The organism is Anaerobranca gottschalkii DSM 13577, from assembly GCF_900111575.1.
In the GTDB taxonomy this organism is placed as follows: domain Bacteria; phylum Bacillota; class Proteinivoracia; order Proteinivoracales; family Proteinivoracaceae; genus Anaerobranca; species Anaerobranca gottschalkii.
The window spans coordinates 1-19,824 of sequence record NZ_FOIF01000036.1 but is presented as its reverse complement, the minus strand read 5'-3'; the positions used below and the strand labels follow the sequence as shown (position 1 = coordinate 19,824).

19 protein-coding genes, 5 tRNA genes, 2 rRNA genes, 1 other RNA gene and 1 other annotated feature are annotated in these 19,824 nt (G+C 32.4%); all 27 genes read right to left on the bottom strand.

Annotated features, from left to right (window positions below):
* Positions 1-293: 293 nt before the first annotated feature.
* Complete coding sequence (locus BMX60_RS08580) at positions 294-548, bottom strand: 4Fe-4S dicluster domain-containing protein (protein WP_091351081.1); 255 nt, start codon at positions 546-548, stop codon at positions 294-296.
* An 18-nt stretch (positions 549-566) separates the two neighbouring features.
* Complete coding sequence (locus BMX60_RS08575; RefSeq protein WP_091351080.1) at positions 567-1,232, bottom strand: 2-oxoacid:acceptor oxidoreductase family protein; 666 nt, start codon at positions 1,230-1,232, stop codon at positions 567-569.
* 3 nt (positions 1,233-1,235) lie between these two features.
* Entirely contained in the window at positions 1,236-1,979 is a 744-nt protein-coding gene (locus BMX60_RS08570) for a thiamine pyrophosphate-dependent enzyme (RefSeq protein WP_091351079.1), read from the bottom strand.
* 19 nt (positions 1,980-1,998) lie between these two features.
* Positions 1,999-3,078 carry a transketolase C-terminal domain-containing protein gene (locus BMX60_RS08565; protein WP_091351078.1) on the bottom strand — a complete coding sequence of 360 codons (1,080 nt, stop codon included), beginning with the start codon at positions 3,076-3,078 and terminating at the stop codon, positions 1,999-2,001.
* Between the two features lie 59 nt (positions 3,079-3,137).
* A complete protein-coding gene (locus tag BMX60_RS08560) occupies positions 3,138-3,803 on the bottom strand; it encodes a hypothetical protein (protein ID WP_091351077.1) in 666 nt (221 codons plus the stop codon).
* Positions 3,804-3,998: 195 nt separating this feature from the next.
* Positions 3,999-4,181: a pro-sigmaK processing inhibitor BofA family protein gene (locus tag BMX60_RS08555; RefSeq protein WP_091351076.1), complete on the bottom strand. Its 183-nt coding sequence runs from the start codon at positions 4,179-4,181 to the stop codon at positions 3,999-4,001.
* A gap of 64 nt (positions 4,182-4,245) precedes the next feature.
* Positions 4,246-4,509, bottom strand: coding sequence for a DUF2508 family protein (locus tag BMX60_RS08550; protein WP_091351075.1), 264 nt, complete (start codon positions 4,507-4,509; stop codon positions 4,246-4,248).
* A 301-nt stretch (positions 4,510-4,810) separates the two neighbouring features.
* Positions 4,811-5,407 carry a recombination mediator RecR gene (recR, locus tag BMX60_RS08545; protein ID WP_091351074.1) on the bottom strand — a complete coding sequence of 199 codons (597 nt, stop codon included), beginning with the start codon at positions 5,405-5,407 and terminating at the stop codon, positions 4,811-4,813.
* Complete coding sequence (locus BMX60_RS08540) at positions 5,407-5,727, bottom strand: YbaB/EbfC family nucleoid-associated protein (protein ID WP_091351073.1); 321 nt, start codon at positions 5,725-5,727, stop codon at positions 5,407-5,409. The genes recR and BMX60_RS08540 overlap by 1 nt, the downstream gene beginning before the upstream one ends.
* 19 nt (positions 5,728-5,746) lie before the next feature.
* Positions 5,747-7,279, bottom strand: a complete 1,533-nt coding sequence (dnaX, locus tag BMX60_RS08535) for a DNA polymerase III subunit gamma/tau (RefSeq protein ID WP_091351072.1) — start codon at positions 7,277-7,279, stop codon at positions 5,747-5,749.
* A 106-nt stretch (positions 7,280-7,385) separates the two neighbouring features.
* Positions 7,386-7,649: signal recognition particle sRNA large type (gene ffs / locus BMX60_RS08530), an RNA gene on the bottom strand.
* A gap of 17 nt (positions 7,650-7,666) precedes the next feature.
* Positions 7,667-7,760: transfer RNA gene (locus BMX60_RS08525), tRNA-Ser, on the bottom strand.
* Positions 7,761-7,781: 21 nt separating this feature from the next.
* Positions 7,782-8,225 carry a nucleoside deaminase gene (locus BMX60_RS08520; protein WP_091351071.1) on the bottom strand — a complete coding sequence of 148 codons (444 nt, stop codon included), beginning with the start codon at positions 8,223-8,225 and terminating at the stop codon, positions 7,782-7,784.
* 23 nt (positions 8,226-8,248) lie between these two features.
* A tRNA-Arg gene (locus BMX60_RS08515) sits at positions 8,249-8,324 on the bottom strand.
* 58 nt (positions 8,325-8,382) lie between these two features.
* Positions 8,383-8,459 (bottom strand) — tRNA-Arg (locus tag BMX60_RS08510).
* Between the two features lie 9 nt (positions 8,460-8,468).
* Positions 8,469-8,564, bottom strand: a tRNA-Ser gene (locus tag BMX60_RS08505).
* Positions 8,565-8,577: 13 nt separating this feature from the next.
* Positions 8,578-8,664 (bottom strand) — tRNA-Ser (locus tag BMX60_RS08500).
* A gap of 131 nt (positions 8,665-8,795) precedes the next feature.
* Positions 8,796-10,073: a serine--tRNA ligase gene (serS, locus tag BMX60_RS08495; protein WP_091351070.1), complete on the bottom strand. Its 1,278-nt coding sequence runs from the start codon at positions 10,071-10,073 to the stop codon at positions 8,796-8,798.
* Positions 10,074-10,140: 67 nt separating this feature from the next.
* Positions 10,141-10,318: a binding site (T-box leader), on the bottom strand.
* A gap of 46 nt (positions 10,319-10,364) precedes the next feature.
* A complete protein-coding gene (locus BMX60_RS08490) occupies positions 10,365-11,519 on the bottom strand; it encodes a pyridoxal-phosphate-dependent aminotransferase family protein (RefSeq protein WP_091351069.1) in 1,155 nt (384 codons plus the stop codon).
* A 59-nt stretch (positions 11,520-11,578) separates the two neighbouring features.
* On the bottom strand, positions 11,579-13,663 hold the full coding sequence (gene fusA, locus BMX60_RS08485) for an elongation factor G (RefSeq protein ID WP_091351068.1): 2,085 nt from the start codon (positions 13,661-13,663) through the stop codon (positions 11,579-11,581).
* A 131-nt stretch (positions 13,664-13,794) separates the two neighbouring features.
* Positions 13,795-14,694, bottom strand: a complete 900-nt coding sequence (gene ligD / locus BMX60_RS08480) for a non-homologous end-joining DNA ligase (RefSeq protein WP_177159753.1) — start codon at positions 14,692-14,694, stop codon at positions 13,795-13,797.
* The gene (locus BMX60_RS08475; protein WP_091351066.1) at positions 14,684-15,589 is read right to left on the bottom strand and encodes an ATP-dependent DNA ligase; all 906 of its coding nucleotides are present in this window, start codon (positions 15,587-15,589) and stop codon (positions 14,684-14,686) included. The genes ligD and BMX60_RS08475 overlap by 11 nt, the downstream gene beginning before the upstream one ends.
* Entirely contained in the window at positions 15,586-16,413 is an 828-nt protein-coding gene (gene ku, locus BMX60_RS08470) for a non-homologous end joining protein Ku (RefSeq protein ID WP_091351065.1), read from the bottom strand. Before ku ends, BMX60_RS08475 begins: the two co-directional genes overlap by 4 nt.
* 136 nt (positions 16,414-16,549) lie before the next feature.
* Positions 16,550-18,739 carry an anaerobic ribonucleoside-triphosphate reductase gene (gene nrdD, locus BMX60_RS08465; RefSeq protein WP_091351064.1) on the bottom strand — a complete coding sequence of 730 codons (2,190 nt, stop codon included), beginning with the start codon at positions 18,737-18,739 and terminating at the stop codon, positions 16,550-16,552.
* 30 nt (positions 18,740-18,769) lie between these two features.
* Positions 18,770-19,270 (bottom strand): anaerobic ribonucleoside-triphosphate reductase activating protein, encoded by a 501-nt coding sequence (gene nrdG / locus BMX60_RS08460; RefSeq protein ID WP_091351063.1) that lies wholly within the window; start codon positions 19,268-19,270, stop codon positions 18,770-18,772.
* Positions 19,271-19,514: 244 nt separating this feature from the next.
* Positions 19,515-19,629: ribosomal RNA gene (rrf, locus tag BMX60_RS08455) — 5S ribosomal RNA — on the bottom strand.
* A 33-nt stretch (positions 19,630-19,662) separates the two neighbouring features.
* Positions 19,663-19,824 (bottom strand): 23S ribosomal RNA (locus BMX60_RS08450); the annotation flags it as partial.

The window sequence follows — 19,824 nt, the reverse complement described above, 5'->3', positions numbered from 1 at the left end:
CCTGACTTAAACTCAAAGTTTTTTCGATGCTATATTCTTTCCTGAAAGGTTTTTCTTTCAAGGAACTTTTTCAAAGAACTTTTTTCTTTTTTGTCACCTCGCGGCGACAAAACTTATCTTATCATTTTTCGTTTCCTTTGTCAACACCTTTTTTTGTTTTTTTCTTTTTTAAAACTTCTGGTGTGACAACGACGAAAATTATATTAGCATATTTTTTTCTCTTATGCAAGAGGAAATTTATAACAAAAATAACGGCTGACTTTTATAAGCCTAGCCGTTATTTTTTATTTTAATTATTTTTTAGGATGTTTTTCAATGGCAATTGCACAGTCTGGACAAACAGATTGACAAATTCCACAGGCAATACATTTATCTTGATCAGTTGTCTCTACTGCAGGTGTTCCATAAACACCAAGTTCCTTTGACCAAGTAATTATTTTTACCGGACACTTTTCTATACAAAGACCACAACCTTTACATAGTTGAGGAAACATATGAAAATTAGCTTTAGCTCCTTGTTGAGTTACAGCTCTATATTTTTTTGACATTTTCTGCACCTCCCCTTACTAAAGAACCTTTTCTACAAGACTCATACCCTTCTCAAGGGCTCTAAAGTTTAGTTCTCTTAATTCTGGGTTTTGCTCAAACTTATAACCTAACTTGGCTTCTATAGCTTCTTTAATTTTTTCTACAGGTACAACACCAGTTGCTTTAATTACTGCACCTAAAATCATAATATTAAATACCCTTGGATGAAGCTCTTCTTTAGCAATTTCTGTTGCAGGAATACCAATAACTGCTTTCGCATTTTCAGGTAATTTTACCTGAAATTCCGTTTCTTCTTCATCGGTTAGGTTAGTTGGTCTTTGAGAACGGGGATCTGCCTCAATGCCTTGTAAACCGATAACATTTTCATCTATTTTAGCAGGTTTTATATAAGAACTGTCATATACAAATACTGTTTCTGGACCAACATATCGCTTAGTTCTTTCAATAGCTCTATCACTCAAAGCAACAACTATATCAGCAGTTTTAAATTTAGGAGATCCGATTACTTTCTCATCTATTTGGACATATGCAATAGAAACTCCACCCCTTTGTTCAACACCAAAGTTAGGGATGTAAATTGCTTCTAACCCATTGTCATTGGCAGCTTCTGCTAAGATGTTAGCAATAGATTGTACCCCTTGGCCACCTTCTCCAGCTAGTGCTATTTTATATAGTTTAGACATGGCTTAACCCTCCTTTTGTTCTGGAGTTTTTAATTCTCCAACTTTAAAGTATTGGGCCATATCTTTTTCGATGAACGCCCAAGTATCTTTGGCATTTGTTCTCCAGTTAGTAGGACAACCAGCTAAGGCTTCCACGAAAGAAAATCCTTTTTTATCAATTTGATTTTGAAGTGCTTTTTTGATATATCCCTTTAGTTGTCTAATATTAGAGATAGAGCCCCTAGCCACATAAGCTCCTTCTCCTGTGATAGCAGCTACCATTTCAGGTCCTAAAGTTGGATTACCAGTTGACTCAACATCCCTACCATAAGGAGTTGTTTCAGTTTTTTGACCGGGAAGGGTCGTTGGTGCCATTTGTCCACCGGTCATACCGTAATTAGTGTTGTTAACTAGAAGTACAAACATTTTTTCATTACGAACAGCTGCATTTACTAAATGTTGAGAACCGATGGCATATCCACCACCATCACCCATATACGCGATACCAATTAAGTCTTCCCTAGCCCTTACTATACCAGCTATAGTAGGAGTTGTTCTACCGTGGTGAGTTTGTACACTGTCACAGTTGAAAAAGTCCCAAGATAATAAAGAACATCCGATATCACAGCCGAAAACTACTTTATCTTGTATTCCAAGTTCGTCAATGGCCTCACCTAAAGCTTTTAAAACTAAACCATGTCCACATCCAGGACAAAATTTATGAGGCTTACTTTCCATATTCCAACTTTTTGGCATTATTGGTTGCATAATAGTAACCTCCTTCCAACTAACCTTTAATTTGTTTTACTATCTCATCAGATGTAATACCTACACCTGGTCTTAATAATGTATCTAATTCAGTAGTCATACCGTATAAATATTCTTTAACTTGTTTTGTAAACTGACCATAAGAAGATTCTACCACTAAGATTTTTTTAGCATTTTTAACTGCTGCTCTCATTTCTTCAACAGGGAAAGGTCTTAAAGTAACTGGTCTAAAATGTCCAACTTTAATTCCTTCTTTACGTAATTGCTCCATAGCAGCTTGAGCAGCCCTTGTTACAACACCGTGGGCGATGATAACAACTTCTGCATCTTCACAATTAAACTCTTGATACTCAACAATTTCCGGAGCTGCCTTTTCAAAGTCACGGGCTAACTCCATAACAACATTGTATAATTCATCTTCTGTATTATATGTGTTTCTTACATGGGTAACTGGCCTATCTACACCTGGCATTCCTTCTTTACCAAGGATTGGCTCTGGGTCTACTAACTCTATTCCTCTTTCTTCTGGATCATAAATTGTTAAAGATTCTCTCATTTTTGCTTGATATCCGTCACCTAAAACAAAAGTTGGGAAACGGTATTTCCAAGCAGTATTGAATGCTTTAATAGTATAATCAAATAGCTCTTGATGGGAAGAAGTTGAATATACAACCCTGAAACCTTCACCATTACCACCAAAGGTAGTCATTGTAACTTCTTGTTGAGAATAAATAACAGTAGCTGTTGATGGGCCTCCCCTTTGTTGAATAATTACTACTGAAGGTATCCTCATCATTTCAGCCATAGACATAGGCTCTTGGAATAAGGTATTACCTGGACCTGCAGTAGCTGAAAATGCTTTTTTACCACCTAAAACTCCACCTAAAGTTGTAAAACCTGCAGAAATTTCATCTTCTGTTTGTAAAAATTTCTTTCCAAACTTAGGTGCTAGTCTTGTCCAGTAGTGCATAATTTCATTTTGTGGTGTGATGGGATAACCGTACATGATGTCTGCTTTTGCAGCAAGGGCTGCCCAGGCGCAAACTTCATTACCAGTCATGAAAACTTTTTTCTCTCCTTGAATGGGCTTTTGTGCCATGTAGAAATACACCTCCTGTTTATTTTAAAAAAATTTATTGTAAAGGGAATTTACCCCTTTTACCACATTGAATCTGGCATATATCTTCTAATTTCTTTAACTGGATATTTTAAATCATCATTACCCAATATATTAATTATATTCCCAGCTACAGCATTATATATTATAGGAATACCCAATATCTTAGCTGCTTCTTCTAATATTTTTTCACCTTCAATAATTACTTCTTTTGTTGTATCATCACCAAGATTGGTATTATTTACCATTCCATCAATTCTACCTAATGTTTGAACATATTCTACAATATCCTCTACTGTTCCAGTAATGGGACGACAAGTGTTTATAACTACAAAAATCTTTAACTCTTCACTTTCATGGGCTCCTTCAATTAAATTTAAAATTTTGGCACCATGTACACCATATCCGATATCTAATATTATATTTCCTTCCCTTCTTAATACCCATCTCATTTCTGGTTTAATAATAGAACCAGCTTCACCTAAACCCATAGTTTCACTGGTCTCCCATGTAACCACATCTATATCATATTGTTCTTTCAATTTTTTCTTTAACGGCCTAAGGGTATAAAAGGGTTCAACTGTATCTAAATCCACTAATGTTACTTTATCCTTGGTCATTTTTTTAAGTTCAATAGCTCGGTTAATTGCATTTTCACTTTTTCCACTGGCATACTCTCCAACATATGCTTCTACAAAACGGAACATATTATCCTCCTTATGTAATAGAACACTATTATAAATCAGAAACTGTTCTATCACAGATACGATTATTTAAATCAAACAGTTTTTACTTTTCCATGGTAAAGTGGAAGTAAAGTTATAACAGTAATACAATTAAAGTATAACAGAGGAGTAACTTACGGTCAAGAAAAAAAAGGGTCTCTAACCCTTTAATTGTTGTTATAATAATATTTTTCCTAAAATTACTAAAAGTATTATACCGGGAACACCTAAAAGACTTGCTATTGCTATTGTAAATAAATTTATAGGTAAATAAATTCCAATGTTTTGCCCAAAAAAATGTAATACTACTAAAAATGTTATTCCTCCTAAAGACTGTAGTAGTAACTTCTTTACCTTCATATTGGTCACCTCCGCTGAAATCGATATGCTAATATCTATTCAGCGAAAGTAAAATGATGACTATTTATTTTATTTCTTCTAAATTCATTTGTTTTACTTTTTTTAATAAATAGTTATACCTCTTTTCAGTAGCTTCTATTGAATGTATAGCATAATCTATTAAATCAGGATCTGAAACATTTTCAAAGTATTCTTTTGCTGCCAACCATTCTTTTTTTGCTTCTTCTACTAATTCCATAATACTTTTAGATTGTTCTAGAATTATAGGTTGTTCATTTTCAAAGTAGTTTTTAATTTTAATTAATAGATTTTTTATTTTATCTAACATTTTTCCACCCCCGCAGTTTTTCTGATGTATAGTATTATTGCCAACATTTTCTTGTTTAATACAGGGAGAAAAATGTTTTTTGTAAATTCCAATAACCTTAGTAATTAAATCTCCACTTTCCCTTTATAGCTCTTCTTTTATCAAAATACATTGCTAAAAAACCAACAATTCTTCCCTTCTTATATTTTTTCCATCTAATTAAAATATAACATAGTAATAAAACAAAAAACCATAGTTATAAGGTTAACCTTGTACCTTTTCTCTATGGTTTAAAAACTTAATTTACATATTTTAATAAATATCAAATTTCTACTCTACCTTGAAGGGCCCTTGCCAATGTAACTTCATCAGCATATTCTAGGTCTCCTCCCACCGGTAATCCGTGGGCAATTCTAGTTACTTTGATATTTAATGGTTTAATTATTTTAGACAAATACATTGCTGTTGCTTCCCCTTCTATAGTAGGGTTTGTTGCAATAATTACTTCTTGTACTTCACCATCTTTTAATCTTTCTAATAATGTTTTTATATTTAATTCCTCTGGTCCAATACCTTCCATAGGAGAAATACAACCTTTTAGTACATGATAATACCCGTTATAATCCCCTATGCGCTCCATTATACTTACATCTTTAGGTTCTTGAACTACACAAATAACTTGAGGATTTCTTTTAGGGTTAGAACAAATATTACATAAAGTATCATCGGAAAGGTTACCACATATGGTGCATTCTGTAATTTTTTCTTTTGCATACAAGAGGGCCTGGGTAAATCGTTGAATATCCTCTTTAGGCATTTTCAAAACATGAAAAGCAAGCCTTTGAGCACTTTTTTTCCCTATCCCTGGCAAAAGTTGAAAGGCTTCTATAAGGTCATTGAGGTATTTAGACTGAACCATTAGAACAGACCTGGTGGCAACTTCATTCCACCGGCAATCTTTTTAAGTTCTTGCTCCATAGTTTTATCAGCTATTCTTAAAGCTTCATTAGTTGCTGCAACTATTAGGTCTTGTAACATTTCTACATCTTCTGGATCTACTACATCTGGACTAATTAAAACTTCTTTTACTTCTTTGTGACCACTTACTACTACCTTTACAACTCCACCACCTGCTGTGCCTTCAAATAACCTTTCTTTTAATTCTTCTTGCATTTTTGCCATGTCTGCCTGCATTTTTTGCATTTGTTTCATCGCTTTTTGCATATTTCCACCAAACATTATAAAACCTCCTTAATTTTTAATCTTTAACTTCAACTAAATCTTGGCCAAATAACTTTTCTGCCATTGATATTAAGTTGTCTTTTTCCTTTATCTTAGAATTATTCTTTTTACCTCTCTCTTTAGTAGTTGCTTTGATTTTTAAATCAACATTAAATATGTTTGCAAGTACTTTTTCAATAATATTTTTATGATTTTCTTTCATTATATTTTCTCGATGTAACATATATTTATCTTCATACATTATTTCAAGGGTATCTCCATCTAGTTTATCCAGGATCCCTTCCTTTAACCAAGCATGGGTAGATACACTTTCTTTTTTTACGGCAAATAATACTTTATCCCAAGAATTTTTAATTGTATTGAATCCTATACTACTTTGTCCTTTATTTACTTCCCCTTTATCTACTACTTCTGCCTTTTCATTTAAAGAAGTAGTTTTAAAAGAACGGGAATTTATAATTTCCTCTAAATCCTCGATTCGCTTTTCTAAAAGAGATATTTTTCTCTCCTCACCTTCAATACTTTTGATAATCAAAGTTTCCAAAAGTATTTTAGGATGGGAAGAATTTTTAATTTCTTTACTACCCTGTATAAAGATCTCGATAATCCTAACTAACTCTTGTAGACTTAAACCTATAGATGCTTTAGGGTCTTTAAGATTTTCAAACATTATATCCCTTAATCTATTTATTATATCTTCTATAAAGCTTTGGATATCTTTTCCTTGCTGGATAATGATATCTAATAGTTCTAAAGCTTGGTCTAATTTTCTATCAGAAATGTATCCAATTAGCTCATTTATAGTACTAGGAGATAGTACCCCTAACACATCTAAAACTAGAGAAGTAGTTATAGTACCATCGCCATAAACTATTAACTGGTCTAATAAACTTAAAGCATCCCTCATAGAACCATCAGCTTTACCCGCTAGAATCTGGGCCGCTTCTTCCTCTATATATATACCATTTTTTTCACAGATTTCCATTAGGTATTGAGAAATTTCTGTAGTTTTAAAGGGTCTAAAATCAAATCTTTGACACCTTGATAATATTGTCGCAGGAAGTTTGTGGGGTTCTGTAGTAGCTAATATAAATACTACATGGGATGGTGGCTCTTCTAAAGTTTTTAATAACGCATTAAATGCTTCTGTAGTTAACATGTGTACTTCATCTATTATGTACACTTTATACCTTGATTCAGATGGTGCATAATTAACTTTATCCCTTAAATCCCTTATTTCATCAATTCCTCTATTAGAAGCAGCATCTATTTCTAATACATCTAAAGAACTATTTTCGTTAATTTTTTTACATACACTGCAAACATTACAGGGTTCTGGTGTTGGACCTTCTAAACAATTAACTGCCTTTGCAAAAATTTTAGCAGTACTGGTTTTCCCTGTACCCCTTGGCCCTGAAAATAGATAGGCATGGGCTATTTTTCGGTTTTTTAAACTATTTTGCAGTGTAGTTCTTATATGCTGCTGAGCCACATAACCTTGAGAAAAACTGCCTGGCCTTAATTTTCTATAAAGAGCCTTGTAAGCCATTTACATCACCCCTATTTAATTATTATACAAATCCCTTTATTTATTTGCAACATTATTTCATAAAAACAAAAAACACCCTATTTAGGTGTTTTTTTATAATTAAAGGCCGTGCCCTATATTCGACTTATCTTCATAGGCGATACCTAAACAGTTAGCTCGAATCAGGCTTCCCTACGGCACATAACAACAACTACTTACCGCTGCTTCCTTCCGGACCTGACGGGGTTCATAGAGTGCTATTGCGTAGGACCCAATCGTCGTCACCACTTATTTAAGCCAGCCCTACAAAGTATAAGCCTCAATATAGGCATTCAATCCTGCTATAGCGGATTGCAGGTACAGGGCACCGCTACCTCCCCATCTAGCACGGCCAAAATTAGCTATTTATGGCGGAGAGAGAGGGATTTGAACCCTCGAGACAGGTTTATCCCCGTCTACTCGCTTTCCAGGCGAGCGCCTTCGACCACTCAGCCACCTCTCCATATTATATTACTCACTATATTTACTTATTTCTAATTTTATTAAAAAATTTCTGTAGTAACCTTTTACTTTCTTCTTCAAGTATACCTTCTTCTATTTCTAGTTTAGCATTTCTTATTTTAGGAAGTTCAAGTTGTGAATAAACAGCTCCAGTCTTAGGTTCCCTTAATCCAAAGATCAGTTTTTTCATCCTAGACTGAATAATTGCCTCACAACACATAGCACATGGCTCTACATTTACATATATTTCACAATCAATTAATCTCCAGCCTTGAAGCTTTTGAGCTGCCCTTTTTATTGCTATTAACTCAGCATGGGCTGTAGGATCCTTTAAAGTTTCCCGCATATTAAAACCTAATGATATAACTTCATTATTTCTTATAACTACTGCACCAATTGGAACTTCCCCTAATTCAAAGGCCTTATTGGCCTGCTCTAAAGCCAGGTGCATAAACTTCTCTTTCAATTTCAAAATCTCCTTTTAATAAATGGTGCGCCCGAAAGGACTCGAACCTCCGACACGCGGTTTAGGAAACCACTGCTCTATCCCCTGAGCTACGGGCGCCCAATAGAGACACAACATTTTGTAAAAAAAAACTGGTTAATCAACCAAGTAATTTAAATGGCGTGCCCGCCAGGATTCGAACCTGGGACCTTTTGATTCGTAGTCAAACACTCTATCCAGCTGAGCTACGGGCACATATTAACATGGCGGAGAGAGAGGGATTCGAACCCTCGAAGCGAGTTTTAGTCTCGCTTAATCGCTTAGCAGGCGACCCCCTTCGGCCTACTCGGGCATCTCTCCAAAATATATAAAATGGCGGAGGGGGTGGGATTCGAACCCACGGCCCTTTCGAGTCACTGGTTTTCAAGACCAGCTCCTTAAACCGCTCGGACACCCCTCCGTCTTGACACATTAAGGATTATATCATAACTAACATATTGTGTCAAGGTTTTTTAAAAGATTTTTTATAGTTATTTTTATATTATATCTTTACCGCTATATAAATATATAATATTTATGGATTTATGTCAACTAATTTTCTTTTGTAATTTTTTCTATTCCCATATATGGTTGTAGTACCTTAGGTATTAATACACTTCCATCTTCTTGTTGATAATTCTCTAAGATTGCTGCTAATGTTCTACCAACAGCTAAACCAGAACCATTTAGTGTGTGTAAATATTGGGCTTTTTCTTTTGGTTGTGGTCTAAACTTAATATTTGCCCTTCTTGCTTGAAAATCTTCAAAATTACTGCAAGAAGAAATTTCTCTAAAGGTATTGAAACTTGGTAACCAAACTTCTATATCATAGGTTTTAGCTGCAGAAAAACCTAGGTCTCCTGTACATAGTGTTACTACTCTATAATGTAGCCCTAATGCTTGTAAGATTCTTTCAGCATCTAACAATAGTTTCTCCAATTCTTCATAGGATTTTTCAGGGTGAGAGAATTTTACTAACTCAACTTTATTGAATTGATGTTGCCTTATCAAACCTCTAGTGTCTCTGCCATGGGCTCCCGCTTCTGCTCTAAAACAAGGTGAGTAGGCTGTATAAAGGATTGGCAATTTATCACCATCAATAATTTCATCTTTATGGTAATTTGTAACAGGTACTTCAGCCGTTGGAATTAAGTAATAACCATTATTAGTTACCTTAAAGGCATCTTCTTCAAATTTAGGTAACTGGCCAGTTCCTTTTAAACTTTCTTCGTTTACCATAAAAGGAGGAAGTATTTCAGTATATCCATTTTGGATATGGGTATCTATCATAAAATTTATCAATGCCCTTTCCAACTTAGCACCTAAACCTTTTAAAAAGGTAAATCTTGAACCTGTTACTTTACCTGCCCTTTCAAAATCGATTATATCTAAGTCAGCCCCAATATCCCAATGGGCTTTTGGTTGAAAATTAAATTTAGGCGGTTCTCCAAACCTTTTTACTTCGACATTATCTTCTTCTGATCCACCTACAGGAACACTTTCATGGGGAATGTTAGGGATTCTTAATAAAACATTCATCATTTTTTCATCAATTTCTCTTACTAGATCATCAAGTTCCTTAATTTCTTCTCCTACTTCTCTCATCTTCAAAATTTTATCTTCACAATCTATTTTTTCCTTCTTTAACTTTGAAATTTCTTGAGAAGTTTCATTTCTCAATTTTTTTAACATCTCAACCTTCGTTAAATTTTCTCTTCTTTGATTATCTAATTCTAAAATTTTATCAATTACCTGGGGATCTTCCCCTCTATTAGTTAAAGCTTTTTTAACAATTTCTGGATTTTGTCTAATTACCTTTAAATCTAACATTTTAAAATTACCTCCTTTTAGTTCTTATTTAGTTCTTAAATTAAAAAAACCTGACCAAAATTAATTGGTCAGGGACGAGTTACCGCGTTGCCACCCTGATTGATCCTAAAAGGATCCTCTCATTTAATTTTTAAAGGTAATTAACCTAAGTACTAGTAAAGTGGATTCCTCAAAAATTCTAATCGGTTCACAGCAACCACCGACTCTCTGAATAGAACTTTTTGAGTACTATTCTCTACATCATTGTACTTTGAACTATATTTTTTAAAGAATTTTATCATATTATTCCCATTATTTCAAGTTATTAATCCAAAATTCCTGAGCAGCTTTTACTCCCTTTCCAACTTCTATATCATATCCCATTTCCTTTAAAGTCATTTCTAAAGCTGCCAAAATAGAGATAATAAATAATGGTTCTACATTACCTAAATGACCTATTCTAAAAATTTTTCCTTCTAACTTTCCTTGTCCACCAGCTACATCTACACTATACTTTTCTAGAAGAATTTTTCGCATTATTTTTAAATCAATACCTTCTGGAACTTTTATAGGAGTTACGGTATTTGCTGAAATTTTATCATCATTTAATAGCTCAAGCCCCATTTCTCTAACTGCACATCTAACCATTTTAGCGATTTTTTCATGTTTTTTGATTTCCTGATCAAAACCTCTCTCTTCTAGTGCTTCTAATTGCTTGAGTAATCCTACAAATAATGGTATGGCAGGAGTGTAGGGAGTTTCCCTTTTTTCATGGTAAAACTTCCTATATTTACCGATATCCCAATAATATTTAGGCATATCACTTTCTTCATAAGCTTTAATTGCCTTTGAACTAAAAGAAATTATTGCCAATCCTGGTGGGAGGGCTAATACTTTCTGACTACCTGTTAAAATTACATCAATATTCCATTTATCTACTTCAACTTTCACAGCTCCTATAGAACTTATACCATCAACTAATAATAGTGTTTTATCAGAACACCTTAATTTACTAATAGACTGGATATCATTTAATACACCTGTAGATGTTTCACAGTGTACTACTGTTATTCCCTTTAGATTATCTCCTAATTCATCTATTACTTTTTTTAGTTTTTCTAGTTCAAAACCTTTACCCCATTCTCCATGAAACTCAATAACATCTGCTCCATATTGTTTTGCTATATCAGCAAATCTCTGTCCAAATGAACCGTTAATTAACGCTAATACCTTATCATTTTTCGATAATGTGTTTACTATAGCGCACTCCATAGCTCCAGTCCCAGAAGCAGTTAAAAAATAAACTTCATTATTTGTACCTAATAATTTCTGAGTTTTTTCTGTAACCCTTTCTAATAATTCTTTAAAAATTACATTACGATGATTAAAAATAGGTTTAGATATTTCTAACATAACATCTGGATTAACATCTGTTGGACCTGGTAATGCAAGATATTTTGTAATCATTTTTTCACCCCTTAAAAATTTAATAATATAACAGCCTCTCTTTGGAGGCTGTCTTTAAGTTATTTAGAAGCTAATTCCTTTTCCCTTTGAGCTTCTTTTACAATTTGTTCTTGAATATGTGGTGGTACCTCTTCATAATGGGAATATTCCATTGTGAAACTTCCTCTACCTTGAGTCATTGAACGTAAATCAATGGAATAACGATACATTTCTGCTAAAGGAGCCTGGGCTTTTACTTTTTGTAATCCCCCTCCTAATGGTTCCATACCCATTATTCTACCTCTTCTTGAGTTCATATCACCCATAATATCTCCCATAAACTGTTCTGGTACTATAATCTCAGCATTTACGATAGGTTCTAATAAAACAGGTTGGGCTTGTTGCATTGCCTTTTTAAAAGCTAAAGATGCTGCTATTTTAAAAGCCATTTCTGAAGAGTCAACACTGTGGTAAGAACCATCAAATAAAGTAGCTTTAATATCTACCACAGGATAACCTGCCAGTATTCCTTCTTCCATAGCTTCAATTAAACCTTTTTCAACTGCCGGTATATAGTTTCTAGGAACTGCTCCTCCAAAAATCTTATCAACAAACTGGAATTTTTCACCTCTAGGAAGTGGCTCAAATTCAATCCATACGTGGCCATATTGTCCTCTACCACCAGATTGTTTTTTGTGTTTACCTTCTACCTTTGCTTTCCCTTTTATAGTTTCTTTATAAGGGATTTTAGGATTTTTTAAATCTACATCAACTCCAAATTTCTTAGATAACCTATTTACTATAATTTCTAAGTGTAATTCACCCATACCAGAAATTATAGTTTGTTTGGTTTCTGCATTTCTTTCAACTTTAAAAGTAGGGTCTTCTTCTAAAAAACGGGCCAGGCCTGAACTTACTTTTTCTTCATCATTTTTAGATTTTGGTTCAACGGCAAAAGAAATTACTGGTCTAGGAAAATCCACAGGAGCTAATATTAAATCCATATCTTTTTCACACAAAGTATCCCCTGTAGATGTTTCTTGTAATTTAGCCACAGCTGCAATATCCCCTGCTTGAACAAAATCTACTGGCTCTTGATTTTTACCCTTCATCAAGAATAACTGACCTACCCTTTCTGTAACCTTTTTAGTAGCATTGTAAATTACAGAATCAGATTTTAAAGTTCCTGAATATACTCTAAAAAATGTCAATTTTCCTACGTATGGGTCTGCCATAGTTTTAAATACAAGGGCAGTAAATTTTTCTTTTTCATCGACATTAATTTCTATATCTTCATTTTTAAGTCTAGCTTTTACTTTTCCTTTATCAATAGGTGAAGGTAAGGCAAAATTAATAAAACTTAATAATTGGGGTATCCCGATATTTTTGTAAGCACTTCCACATAAAACAGGTAATATTTTTCTTTCTTTAACACCTTCTTTAAGCCCTTGCATAATTTCTTCTTCTGTTAATTCTTCTCCTTCTAAATACTTCATTAATAATTCATCACAACCCTCGGCCACAGCTTCTGTTAGAGCTTCTTTATACTCCTCAACTTTATCTAATAGATCCTTTGGAATATCCCCCTCTACATACTTCTTATCTCCTTCAAAAATATATGCTTTACCTTTTAATATATCTACTATACCTTTAAAATTAGCTTCTGCTCCAATTGGTATTTGTAGTGGAACAACTTTATTACCATACTTTTCTTTCAGTTCATCTATAACATTGAAGAAGTTTGCATTTTCCCTATCCATTTTGTTAACAAATATTATTTTTGGTAATCCTTGTTCTTCAGCATAATCATATACTATTTCTGTTCCTACTTCTACTCCTGAAGCAGCACAAAGAACAAGTATAGTACCATCTACAACCCTTAAAGCACCTTTTACTTCCCCTACAAAATCAAAATATCCAGGTGTATCGATGATATTGATTTTGTGACCTTCCCACTCACAAGGTGCCATTGAGGTATTAATGGTAATTTTCCTTTTGATTTCCTCTTGATCATAATCAAAAATTGAAGTACCATCATCAACCCTTCCTAATCTACTTACTGCACCTGCAGTATAAAGCATACTTTCTGCTAAAGATGTCTTTCCTGCCCCTCCATGGGAAATAATAGCGATGTTTCTGATTTTACTATTGGGGATTTTTTTCAAGACAATCTCCTCCTTATGTTGAATATGTTAAAAGGTAATGTTAGTAGTCCCCCCTTTATTATAATTATACAAATTTTATAAATATAAATTTTATAATAATATTTCTATAAATAATATTTAATTCCTTCTTTTTAAAATAATTTTTGCAAAAGATTATAAGCTTTTTCTATTTTTTGTTTTTTCTCTAAAACTTCTAGAAAATAAGGATAGATAGTTTCAATATCTTGTATTGAATTAAATATATTATATTCTTGAGGCGATAAGTTATCCTTATATATATCTTCCCATCTAACTGGCATGGATATAGGTGCCCCTACTTTAGGTCTAATACTATATGGGGCCACTAATGTTTGTCCTTTTACATTTTGTAAATAATCTAAGTAAATTTTTCCTTTCCTCTGTTCAACTTTCCTTTCTAAAGTACTTATTTCAGGAAGTTGATTATTTACTATTACATAAATTAGCCTTATAAACTCCCTTACTTCTTCATAAGTATAGCGATTTACTAATGGTATATAAATTTGTATACCTGTAGAGCCAGTTAGTTTAGGGTAAGATTTGATTTTTAATAACTCTAATATTTCATATACCTTTCTCGCTACTATTAACACTTCTTTAAAGCTGAATTTTTCCATAGGATCTATGTCTAAAACTCCATAGTCTGGAAAATCTAGATTATCTTTGTTAGACAACCAAGGGTGAAATTCTATAGTTCCTAAATTACAAAGCCATAGAAAAGTTTCAATGTTATTTATTAGTGGATAATTTTTTATCCCTGGAATATTTATTGTTTCTACCCAACTTGGCTTCCCTTCGGGAACATTTTTTTGATAAAACCCTTTTTGTTGAAAACCATTAGGATACCTGGTTAAAGCTACTGGTCTATTTTTTAAATATTCACTTATGTAAGGATATATCTTTATATAATAATTTAAACAATCTTTTTTAGTAATATTGTTTTTTTGACAATAAACTTTATCTAAATTAGTAAGATTTAACTGTTTTCCGTTTATTATTATTTTATGTGACATAATCATCCTCCTGAATAACTTTTAATACAGGAGAACGTAAAGTATAATCATCGGTCCATTCCATGAATTCTATAAAACATTTTACTCTTGGAAGAAGCCAAATATGTTTTTTATCATTAAAGTTTTTAAATGGGGAATCGGCTATTACCAACTCAACCCCTTTTTTTAAGATTCTTTTTTTATATTCCTCTGATAACCCTGTACCTACATTCCCTATATAAATAAACTCATCGGATTCTTTGATACCTATAGCTAATGATTTTATTATTCCTCTTTCAAGGAGTAGTCCTCCTATATAACCTTCAATTATTTGCCTGTGCTTATATTTTATCCAATCGAAACTTTTTTTCCCTTGAGTATATTTACTTCCTTTTTTTTTAGCTATTATTCCTTCTAAACCTAATTTTTTTGTTGTTTGAAAGAGTTCCACTCCTTCATTGTAATTTTGACATAAATGAATTAAGGAATTTGACTCCAAAAAATTGTTTAATAAATTTTGCCTGTATTCTATAGGCTGATCCATAATCCAGCGACCGTTAAAACATAATATATCAAAAACACTATAAGTAATAGGAATGTTATGGACATAGAAGTTAATTTTTTTTATGTCACTGGTATTATTTCTTTTTAATATTTTAGAAAAACTATTTTTAGTTCCTTCTATAACCATTATTTCTCCATCCAATACAAAATTAGCTTTTAATATTTCCAGTTTTTTTAGTTCTGGAAATTGTTTAGTTTTATCTTTACCATATTTATTTATCAAGGTTATTTTGCCATTTTCTTTATATGTTAACATCCTTACTCCATCCCATTTTATTTGATAAATATAATCAGGATCGTTTTTATAATCAAATGGTAAGAGTTTTGGAGACATCGGAATTACTTTTTTCATGATACAGTTTTCCTACTCCGTTTTTTACTTTTATTTTTAGCCTGTTCTAGTTTTTCCTTTTTTACCATATCTAAACTGGCTTGTAATGCTTCCATTAAATCAATTACTCCTCCTTTGTCTTTTTCTACTACTTGTTTAATTTCTTTTCCTTCGACTTTACTTTGAATAATTTCTAATAATTTTGTCCTATAATTATCTTGATACTTCTCTGGATTAAAATCTGTTGCTAATCCTTCTATAAGTTCTTTAGCCATTTTTATTTCAGAATCAGATATAGTAATTTCATAATTTATACCGGGAACTTCACTAGAATTCCTAATTTCATCTGGATAATGCATTGTTTCCATAACTAAAATACCATTATATACCCTTAAACATACAAGGGATTCCCTTGATCTAATTACTACTTTAGCTATAGCTATTTTTTCTGTTTCATTCAATGCATTTACCAATAATTTATAAGCTTTTTTTCCTGTATCTTCAGGAGCTAAATAATAAGATTTATCGAAGTAGATTGGATCAATTTGTTCAAGTTTCACAAATTCTACTATATCAATTGTTTTACTGCTTTCTCCCGGTATTTTTTCTAAATCTTCATCTTTAATTATGATATAAGTATCCTTTTGATATTCATACCCTTTAACTATCTCATCATATTCAACTTCTTTTTCACAGTTAGGGCAATATCTCTTTTGTTTTATAGGTGTATTACATTCTTTATGTAAGTTTTTAAAACTAATACTTTTATTCTCTGTAGCTGTAAACATCTTTATCGGAACATTTATTAAACCGAAGTTTATTGCACCTTTCCACAATGTTTTCATTTTTTCACCTTCTCATATTTTTACCATTATATTTAGCAATTGCTGGAATTAATATTCAAAAATTCATCAATCAAGAAAAAAACAAAAAAAAAAAGCTGTATCTTAGCTTTGACTTTAAGATACAGCTTTTTTATTATTAAAATTTTAAGTGAGTAGTTCTATTTTTTACTTCGTAATATTTTCCTTTGTTAAAGAATGAATCTTTATTTACTCCATCTAAAGATTCTTCATAAATTCCTAAATATCCTGTAACCCTTCTAATTCTTCTTACTTTTTTTGATTGACATTTAGGACATCCTTCTTCAGTTATTATACCGATATAGTTACAGTTTTCCCCTAAACACTGATCTACTGGGAAATTAACACTAAAATAACCACAATCATTTTCGAAAGCAGCATTTACCAATTGTTCAAAGGCAGCAATGTTTCCAATTGGTGCACTATCTAACTCTACATAGTTAATATGACCTGCTGGAGTAAATTTATTATATGCTGATTCTATTTTAATCTTTTCATAAGCACTTATTTTATATTCAACAGGTATATGAAAAGAATTTGTATACCATTCTTTATCAGTAACTCCTTTTATTACTCCAAATCTTTCTCTATCTATATCTACAAAACGATTAGATAACCCTTCAGCAGGGGTAGCTAATAATGTAAAATTTAATTTATGTTTTTGAGATTCTAATTGACACCAAGAATTTAGTGTACTGACAATTTTTAAACCTAGTTCTTGCGCTTCTTCAGATTCTCCATGATGTTTACCTATTAATGCTACTAGTGTTTCTGCTAATCCAATAAAACCAATAGATAAAGTACCGTTTTTAATCGCATCTTCAATTGTATCTTCTGGAGATAAATGATCAGAATTGTGATAAAGTTTTTGACCCATTAAGAAAGGAAATTCTTTAACCTTTTTATTTCTTTGTATTTCATATCTTTCTAATAGTTGATTTTTTACTAAGATAAATCTCTCTTTTAGAATATCAAAAAACTTATTAATATCTTTATTAGCTTCTAAAGCTATTCTTGGTAAGTTAATAGAAGTGAATGATAAATTACCTCTACCGTCTGTAACTTCTTCTCCCGCTACATTGGCAATAACCCTTGTTCTACAACCCATATAACCAATAATTTGAGGATTGTCTTTTCTTCTAAAGAACGGAGCATTAAATGTAGAATCTTGATTTGAATAATTAGGGAACAATCTGGTACATGATACTCTATGGGCCAATAAACGTAGGTCATAATTAGGGTCTTGAGGTTCTTTATTTATTCCTTTAGCCATTGAGAAAACCAAATTGGGGAATAAAGGAGTTTCTCCTTTTCCTAAACCTTTTTCAAAATTTAACAATAAATATTTTGTAATTGCTCTACCAGCCCTTGAAGTATCTAAACCAAAATTTATACTAGTAAAAGGAACTTGGGCCCCTGCCCTAGATTGCATTGTATTAAGATTATAAACTATTCCTTGCATTGCTTGATCAACATCTTTTTCTGTTAACTCCCAAGCCTTTTCTTCGATATTTTTGTTATACTCTAAATCATTTAGAAGTTTAACATATTTTTCAAATGTTAATTCTACATATGGTGCTAAATCTCTATCTAAAGCACTTACTGATTGACCACCATGCTGCTCATTTTGATTTGCTTGCATAATGATACATACTAATGCTGCGGCAGTTTTTATATCTTTAGGAGGCCTTATAAATCCATGTCCAGTATTAAATCCATTTGACAATAACTTTTTAAGGGGTATTTGCAAACAAGTAGTCGTTCCAAATGGTAAAAAATTAAGGTCATGGATATGTATATCTCCTTGATTATGAGCATCTATATGTTCCTTTTTTAAACTGATTTCACAAAGTCTCTTTGCAGCAATTGAGCCTGCTTGGAGCATTTTACCCATAGCAGTATCTCCATTAATGTTTGCATTTTCTGTGTCCTTTGTTTTAACTATATCAGTTAATTCTTTAATAAATTTTCCCCTTGATTCCCTTATCTTATCCCTTCTTCGTCTATATGCTATATATTCTTTTGCAGTATTTAAAAAATTTGACTTTAATATAGTATCTTCCACTATATCTTGGATTTCATCAATTTTAGGTATTTTTATTTCCTTTGATATCATATAATTAGTTAAATTTTCTAGTACCTTTTGAGTTAATGAAAGGGATTCACTATAATTACCTTCTCCACTAACAGAAAAAGCCTTGTTTATTGCCTCAGTTATTTTAGCAGGGTCAAAGTCTTGTAAGCGGCCATCCCTTTTAATTACCTTTGTTGGAAAAACAAGCTCAACTGCATTAGAATTATTATACATTATACCTCTCCTTTTCATAATTTATTTATATTAAAAACTTAATTCTTCTAAATAAATTTTACCTTCTATTAAAGATTTTGGGACATTAATAATTCGTTGATTTTTAGACCCTCTAAAAGGCAAACTCATATCCTTTAACTTTTCTATAAAGGGACCATCTATTAATAAATCAATTTCCTTTAATAATTTAAATTTATCTCTATCCTTGATTAGATCTTCAAATAAAAAACCGGTATATGCAACAATTTTATAGCCATTTTTTTTAAATTGTTGAGCTAAATAAGAAAACCCTTCAAACTGTAAAAAGGGTTCCCCTCCACTGAAGGTCACTATTTTGGATAAGGGATACTTTTTAATATCCTCTAAAATAAAAGAGCAATCAATTTCTTGACCACCATCAAGGCTGTGGGTACTGGGATTATGACAACCGGGACAGTTATGTAGACAACCTTGAGCAAATATAGTATAACTTATTCCGCCAGGTCCATCTACCACTGACTCTGGTATGATCCCAGCTATTCGAACCTTCATAAAAATCACCTCAAATATTTATTATAATTTCAAATGAAGAAAAAAACAAATGGTATTATTTTATAATCTATAATTAATATATACTAAATATAGTGTTATAAACATTATAAACCACAACATATAGTATTTCAAGGAGAATTTTATTAAACTAAAGGATAATTAGTCACAGAAAATAATAATTTTTTTAGGTATTTTTTACTAAAACAAAAGAACCACTTCAATTAGTTGAAGTGGTTCTTATCTTACCTAGCGACGACCTACTCTCCCAGGGGGTAACCCCAAGTACCATCGGCGCTGAGGAGCTTAACTCTGGTGTTCGGAATGGGAACCGGTGTATCCTCCTCGCTATTGTCACTAGATTAACAAAACACACAAAACTTAAAAGTGAGCTTTTGGTCAAGTCCTCGACCGATTAGTACTAGTCCGCTTAAGACATTACTGCCCTTACACTCCTAGCCTATCTACCAGGTATTCTTCCTGGGGTCTTACTTCCTTAACGGAATGGGAAGTCTTATCTTGAGGTGGGTTTCGCGCTTAGATGCTTTCAGCGCTTA